Origin of the sequence: Halorubrum sp. Ea8, assembly GCF_002252925.1 — an archaeon.
Classification (GTDB): Archaea; Halobacteriota; Halobacteria; order Halobacteriales; family Haloferacaceae; genus Halorubrum.
This window is the reverse complement of the sequence record NZ_NHPF01000094.1, coordinates 22,246-28,800: the sequence shown is the minus strand read 5'-3', so window position 1 is coordinate 28,800 and position 6,555 is coordinate 22,246. Positions and strand designations below refer to the sequence as shown.

At 69.5% G+C, this 6,555-nt stretch carries 6 protein-coding genes; 4 read left to right on the top strand and 2 right to left on the bottom strand.

Annotated features, from left to right (window positions below):
- From DJ74_RS10590 to DJ74_RS10575, 4 genes are all read left to right on the top strand, one after another.
- On the top strand, positions 1-870 hold an 870-nt coding region (locus DJ74_RS10590; RefSeq protein ID WP_275542472.1), incomplete at its 5' end, for a proton-conducting transporter membrane subunit.
- Positions 867-2,972 carry a cation:proton antiporter gene (locus DJ74_RS10585; protein WP_094527219.1) on the top strand — a complete coding sequence of 702 codons (2,106 nt, stop codon included), beginning with the start codon at positions 867-869 and terminating at the stop codon, positions 2,970-2,972. The genes DJ74_RS10590 and DJ74_RS10585, both read left to right, overlap by 4 nt.
- The gene (locus DJ74_RS10580) at positions 2,969-4,759 is read left to right on the top strand and encodes a Na(+)/H(+) antiporter subunit D (protein WP_094527218.1); all 1,791 of its coding nucleotides are present in this window, start codon (positions 2,969-2,971) and stop codon (positions 4,757-4,759) included. Before DJ74_RS10585 ends, DJ74_RS10580 begins: the two co-directional genes overlap by 4 nt.
- A 121-nt stretch (positions 4,760-4,880) precedes the next feature.
- Complete coding sequence (locus DJ74_RS10575; RefSeq protein ID WP_241881504.1) at positions 4,881-5,123, top strand: hypothetical protein; 243 nt, start codon at positions 4,881-4,883, stop codon at positions 5,121-5,123.
- A gap of 132 nt (positions 5,124-5,255) precedes the next feature.
- On the opposite strand, the gene DJ74_RS10570 is transcribed toward DJ74_RS10575, so the two are convergent.
- Entirely contained in the window at positions 5,256-5,609 is a 354-nt protein-coding gene (locus tag DJ74_RS10570) for a MarR family transcriptional regulator (RefSeq protein ID WP_094523851.1), read from the bottom strand.
- 112 nt (positions 5,610-5,721) lie between these two features.
- Positions 5,722-6,501 carry an NRDE family protein gene (locus tag DJ74_RS10565; RefSeq protein ID WP_094527217.1) on the bottom strand — a complete coding sequence of 260 codons (780 nt, stop codon included), beginning with the start codon at positions 6,499-6,501 and terminating at the stop codon, positions 5,722-5,724.
- Positions 6,502-6,555 lie beyond the last annotated feature (54 nt).

Genomic DNA, 6,555 nt, shown 5'->3' with positions numbered 1-6,555 from the left:
AGCGCGTACGCGCTGATCCGGGTGACGTACACCGTCTTCACCGTCGACTTCCTCGCCGCGAACGACGCGATCACGACGGCGATGCTCGTCGTCTCCGGGGCGTCTATCCTCGCCGGCTCGGTGCTCGCCGCGATGCAGTCCGACCTCAAGCGGATGTTCGCGTACTCCTCGGTCGCGCAGTTCGGGATGATCGGGGCCGCGATCGCGTTGGCGAACGAGACCGCGCTGCTCGGCGGGATCGTCCACCTCGTGGGGCACGGCCTCCTGAAGTTCGGGCTGTTCCTCGGGATCGGGACCCTCGCGCTCGGCTACGGCGTCNNGCGCGAAGCGCCGTTCACGACCGGAGCGATCGCCCTGCTCGGGCTCGGGCTCGTCGGGATCCCGCCGTCGGTCGGTTTCCTCGGGAAGTGGTACATCGGGGTCGGCGCCGTCGAGTCCAGCATGGCCGGCGCCGGGCCGGCCGGGATCGGCGTCGCCGCCGTGATCTTCGTCAGCACTCTGTTCACGCTGTCGTACGTCGCGCGGCTGATCGAGCGGTTCTACTTCGCCGGCGTCGGGCTCCCGGGCGGCCACGGAGAGGAGGCGGCGGCCGGCCACGGCGACGACCCCGCGGGCGGCGCGAGCGATGACCCGGCCGGAGTGGCCGCCGATGGCGGTCGCGATGACGACCCTGCGGCCGACGATACGGGTGCGGCCGCGCCGGTCGCGCCCGTGGAGGGCGCGCCACGGCCCTCGCTGGTGCCCGACCGAGTGCCGGCGGCGTCGCTGGCGATACTGGTCGTCACGACGCTCGTCACGGTCGCGCTCGGCTTCGCCGGCTTCGCGCTGGCCGAGTGGTTCGGTCCGTTCCTCACGGAGGTGTTCGCATGACTGACGCTTTCATTTCAGACCCACGTCCCCTACTGGCCGTCCTCGTCTCGTTCGTCGCGGCGTTCTTCATCGTCGCGTCGCACCGCTCGCCGAACGTCCGCGAGGGGTGGACGATCGCCGCGGCGGTCGCGAAGTTCGGGATCGTCGCCTCGATGCTCCCGGCCGTCCTCGACGGCGCCGTCTTCGAGTGGTCGCTCGGGGCGTTCCTCCCCGGGATCGAGTTCGCGCTGCGCGCCGACGCGCTCGGCATGCTGTTCGCGTTCCTCGCCAGCGGGCTGTGGATCGTCACTTCCTTCTACAGCATCGGCTACATGCGGGGGAACGACGAGACGAACCAGACCCGGTACTTCGCCGCGTTCGCGGTGTCGCTGTCGGCGACGATGGGGATCGCGTTCGCGGGCAACCTCGTGACGATCTTCGTCTTCTACGAGATCCTCTCGATCGCGACGTACCCGCTCGTCGCGCACGACGAGACGCCGGAGGCGCGCTCGGCCGGTCGGAAGTACCTCGCGTACACGATGTTCGGCGGCGGCGTGCTCGTGCTCGCCGGGACCGCCCTCGTCTACCTGATCGCCGGCAACGTCTCGTTCACCGCCGGCGGCATTCAGGAGCTCGCGAACGCCGACCCCGGCCTCGCGATGCTCGCCTTCTTCCTCCTGGCGATCGGGTTCGGGGTGAAGGCCGGGATCATGCCGCTCCACCAGTGGCTCCCCGAGGCGATGGTCGCGCCGACGCCCGTCTCCGGGCTCCTCCACGCGGTCGCGGTCGTCAAGTCCGGGGCGTTCGGTGTCTCGCGGGTCGTCCTCGACGTCTTCGGCCCGGAGCTCGTCTTCGACCTCTCGCTCCCGTTCGGCTTCTCGGCCGGCCTCGTGTTATCGACCATCGGGGCGATCACGCTGACGGCGGCCTCCATCATCGCCCTGCGAAAGGACCACCTGAAACAGCGGCTCGCCTACTCGACGGTGAGCCAGCTGAGCTACATCATCCTCGGGCTCGGGCTGTTCGGCTGGTACGGGCTCGTCGGCGCGCTGCTGCACATCCCGGCGCACGCGTTCATGAAGCTCACCCTGTTCTTCTGCGCCGGGAACCTCCACGTCTCGACGCACACCGACTACATCTCGGAGATGGCGGGGATCGGCAAGCGGATGCCCCTGACGATGGGGGCGTTCACGGTCGCCTCGCTCGGGATGGCCGGCATCCCGCTTCTGGCCGGGTTCGTCAGCAAGTACTACATGCTGATCGGCGGGATCCGGATGGGCGCCCAACTGACCCCGGTCGCGTACTACCTCGTGGGCGCGCTCCTGCTCTCGGGCGTCCTCAACATCGCGTACTTCTGGCCGGTGATCTACACCGCCTTCTTCGAGGCGGAGGACGCCCACGACGCGAAGCCGCTCGTCGACTTCCGGATGGGCGGCGAGTCGCGGTCGACGCTGCCGGCGACCGACGGGGGGCGACCGGAGGACGAGAACGACGACCCCGAAGACGAGAGCAACGACACCGACGCCGAGGTCGACGACGTCGTCGAGAGCGCCGAGGGCGACAGGACGGTCGGGGACCCGAGCGACGACGCCGACGTCCCCGACGACTCCGACATCCCCGACGCGGAGCTCGACGACCTCCCGACCGACGCGGAGGGCGTCGTTCGCCCGGACTTCAACACGAGCGAGCGCGACTTCTCCGAGCCGGCCGAGCGCGTCGACACCGGCGACTACGCGGTCGACTCGCGCCCCTCCGACGCGGAGGTGCCGTTCGGCGTCGGACGCCGCGACACCGCGACGGAGGGCTCCGAGGCCGACGACGGCGACGGCGCCGCCGTCGAAGCCGGCCGCGGTGACGACGAGGGTCACACCGATGACGGTGAACACGGCGACGGCCACGACGACCACGGCCACGCCGGCGGCCCGCCCGCGGGCGGCTGGCGTCACATCGACGGGCTCGACGCCCTCCGCGGGCGCGAGTCGACGTGGTTCACGCTCGGCCCGATCCTCACCGCGATGAGCCTCGCGGTGCTGCTCGGCGTGATCCCCTACGAGATGGGCTTCTTGGAGCTGATCGAGCTCATCGTCGACACGCGGCTCCCGGAGGAGGTGATGCGGCCATGAACGCGGTTCTCACCTCCCTCCCGCCGTACGTCGTTCTCGCGGCGGCGGCGTTCCTCGTGCTCGGCCTCCCGCGCCGCGCCGGCCACGCGGCGGCCGCGCTGGCGACGGCGTTCACGTTCGCGCAGGCGGTGCTGCTCGGCGACGGCGGCACGGGGGCCCACCTCGCGACGCAGCTGTTCGGGTTCGACGTGGTGCTGTTCAACGTCGACCAGTTCTCCCTGCTGATGGGCGTGGTCGTCGGCTTCCTCGCGACGGCGGCGGTGCTGTACGCGTACGGCACCGAGGCGCCGACGTGGGTGACCGCGTTCGCGCTGGTGTACGTCTCCTCGACGCTCGGGACGATATACGCCGGCGACTGGCTCACGCTGATCTTCTTCTGGGAGCTGATGGCCGTCACCAGCACGCTGCTGGTGTGGCAGTACGGCGGCGCGGCGGTGCGGGCCGGCTACCGCTACGCGCTGTTCCACGGTATCGGGGGGACGTTCTTCCTCGGCGCGGTCGTCGTCCACGGCGCGTCGATGCTCGGCAGCGTGCCGGCCGCCGAGATATTCCTGTTCTCGTCGACGACCGGGATCCACGCGAGCGCGACGCTGCTCGCGGCGATCGGGGTCGGGGTCAACTGCGGGTTCATCTTCCTGCACACGTGGCTCCCGGACACCTACCCCCGCCCGCACGTGGCGGCGTCGGTGTTCCTCTCCGTCTTCACGACGAAGACGGCGGCGTACGTGATGTACCGGACGTTCCCTGAGGGCGGCATGTGGCTCGCGTACCTCGGCGGGTTCATGGCCGTCTACGGGGCGTTCTTCGCCCTGCTGCAGTACGACCCGCGCCGGCTCCTCTCGTACCACATCCAGGCGCAGCTCGGGTACATGCTGGCCGGCTTCGGGCTCGCGACGTACGTCGGCGAGTTCGCCGTCACCGGCGGCTTCGCGCACCTGTTCAACAACGTGCTGTACAAGAGCCTGCTGTTCATGGCCGTCGGCGTCGTGATCTACCGGACCGGCGTCGAGGACATCAGGGACATGGGCGGGCTCTGGCGGGAGATGCCGGTCACCTTCCTCGTCTACGTCGTCGGCGCGGCCTCGATTACCGCCGTCCCGGGATTCAACGGGTTCATCTCGAAGGGGATGGTGATCGACTCCGCCCACGAGCTCCACAACTTCGAACTCCTCTTCGGCGAGGGGCTGCTGTGGTGGCTGCTGATCCTCGGCGGCGTGGGGACGTTCATGTCGTTCATCAAGCTCGGCTACTACGTGTTCTTCCACGGTTCGGCGACGCTGTCGCCGAAGGACGCCACGGCGTTCCAGACCGCCGGGATGCTCCTCGCCGGCGGCGCCTGCGTCTTCTTCGGGGTGTTCTACTACCAGCTGATCGAGCTGATGCCGTTCACGGAAATCATCCTCGGCGAGGACGTCTACTTCAAGCCGTACAGCGCGAGCCACCTGACGGAGAGCGCGGCGCTCCTCGTGACCGGGTTCGTCGGCTTCTTCGCGCTGAAGCGGCCGCTCGGCTGGCTCGCGCACCACATGCGAGACGTCGACGCGGTGACGTACCCGGCCGCGTTCTACCTCGGGCGGGGGTCGATCTGGGGCGTCACGGCGCTGTGGGCCGCCGTCGACCGCGCCGTGATGCGGTTGGTCGCGGCGATCAAGCGGACCGCGATGCACCCGCGGACGGCGGTCGCGGGGCTCGGCGTCGACGTGGAGATCCGAACCGGGATCGGCCGCAGCGTCCTCTTGTTAACGCTCGCGGCCGGGGTCGCGCTGTTCGCGTTCCTGCTCGGCTGAGCGGGAGTTACGAACGGCTTCGTCGGACTCTTATTTTCGGACGGACGGAAGTCGGCGTTCAGCGTGATGGGTTTCGAATTGTATGAGAAAATTTATAACTAATCCGTCACCCGGTTGGGATGTGTCCCTCCAACCGTTACAGGTACCCGGCGGCCCCGAGCTGCTCATACTCCTCGTCGTACTGCTCGTCGTCTTCGGCCTCGTCGGCCGATGGGTGTACCGGGACGCGAAATCCCGCGGGAGCGACTGGGCGTGGCAGTGGGGAGTCGGTATCGGACTGCTGTTTCTGTTCGGCCTCGTCCCCGGACTGCTCGGACTCCTCATCTACGTCACGGTGCGAGACGAGGTCGGCGAACCGACGTGAGCTCCGCGAACTACGCGGCTCACGACGCGCGATCAGCGGGCCGAGCCGTCGCTCTCTGAGCGTTTCAACGGCGTCGAAAAGGAGGAAGCGGCCGCGTCGTCAGCGTCCGGCTCGTCTGGACGCGGCGGCGGCTCAGTACTCCTCGTACGCGAGGTTCATCATCCACTGCGAGAAGGCGTCCGCCTGCGGGTCGACCTCCTCCTCGCCGATGAACGGTGACAGCATGTCGTCGGCCATCAGTAGCGAAAAGTCCAGATCGCGGGGGGCGGGCTCCAAGTAGTACGTGTTGTGTCCGTCGTACACCGTATCGGACCGCTGGATGAGGCCCGACTCCTCTAACGCCTCCGCGATGCGGCTCCCCTTGCGTGAGGAGACGTCGAGTTCCTTCCAGAAGTCGCTCTGGTGGATGCCACCGGTCTCGCGGATGAGTTCGAGGCCGGCCTGCTCGTCCTCCGACAGCTCGGCCTCGAGTTCGGACACGCTCATGGTCGAACACCCGCCCGCGAGTCGCTTAAAACTGGCTTTCCGTCCCGTCGCGGCGCCTCCGGGCGCGACGGGATCGGGGGCGATCGCCGTCTCGGGCGCCCGTCCGCCGCCGTCAGAACTCCGCCGGTAGCGACACCGGCTCCGCGGGCGTCTCGCAGGGCGGGCCGTCGGCGTAGGCGAACTCGGCATGCTCAGTCGGGTCGGCGCTCGTGCGGATCCGGGTGAACGACCGCGTCCCGAACCCGTCGCCGTGGAGGCAGGCGCCGTACTCGTGGTCGGCGAGGACGCCGCTCGCGCGGTCGAGCCACGACCCGCCCGACTCGCCCGGCTCGGGGACCAGTTCGGCCGCGATCCGACGGGCGCTGTCGGCGCGCTCCTCGGCGAACTCCCGGCGACGCTCCGGCACCGAGAACCGCTCGACGCCGTTCACCACGCCGCCGACGTTGCCGACGACGTGGACGCCGGGGTCGAGCCGAGTGACCGCGATCCCGCCGTCGTACGAGAGGAGGAACGCGGCCGCGTCGTCGGCGATCACGAGGTTGAACCCGTCGTACGACCGCTCTTCGAGATCGCGCTCGACCCCACGCACCGCGGTCTCCGCGGAGTCGGCCTCCAGGCAGTCCCGCACGAGGAGTCCCCTGGAACGGTCCCCGTCGCGGTCGGCGTCGAGCCAGCGGTTGGTGACCGCGACGGCGACGCCCGACTCCGAGAGGCCGATCCACGTCCCGCCGGCCTCGGCGTCGCGCGGGGCGACGTACCGAACGCCGTCGTCGCCGGCGGGATCGCGCACGGCCGGCGGTTCGGCCGCCCTGTCGAGCGCCTCGTCGCGGTTGGCGGCGAGCGCGGTCGGCGCGTCGCCGAACACGCGCCACGCGAGGGCGAGAGTACACACGATAGCCGCTGCGGACGACGAGGAGGAAAAACCCGCGATCGGTCGGAGCCATTC

What these genes read in the sequence shown, in the direction of transcription:
- DJ74_RS10585 (WP_094527219.1), top strand. Translation starts at nt 867, where the DNA reads ATGACTGACGCTTTCATTTCAGACCCACGTCCCCTACTGGCCGTCCTC.
- DJ74_RS10570 (WP_094523851.1), bottom strand. Translation starts at nt 5,609, where the DNA reads ATGAGCGTGTCCGAACTCGAGGCCGAGCTGTCGGAGGACGAGCAGGCC.
- DJ74_RS10580 (WP_094527218.1), top strand. Translation starts at nt 2,969, where the DNA reads ATGAACGCGGTTCTCACCTCCCTCCCGCCGTACGTCGTTCTCGCGGCG.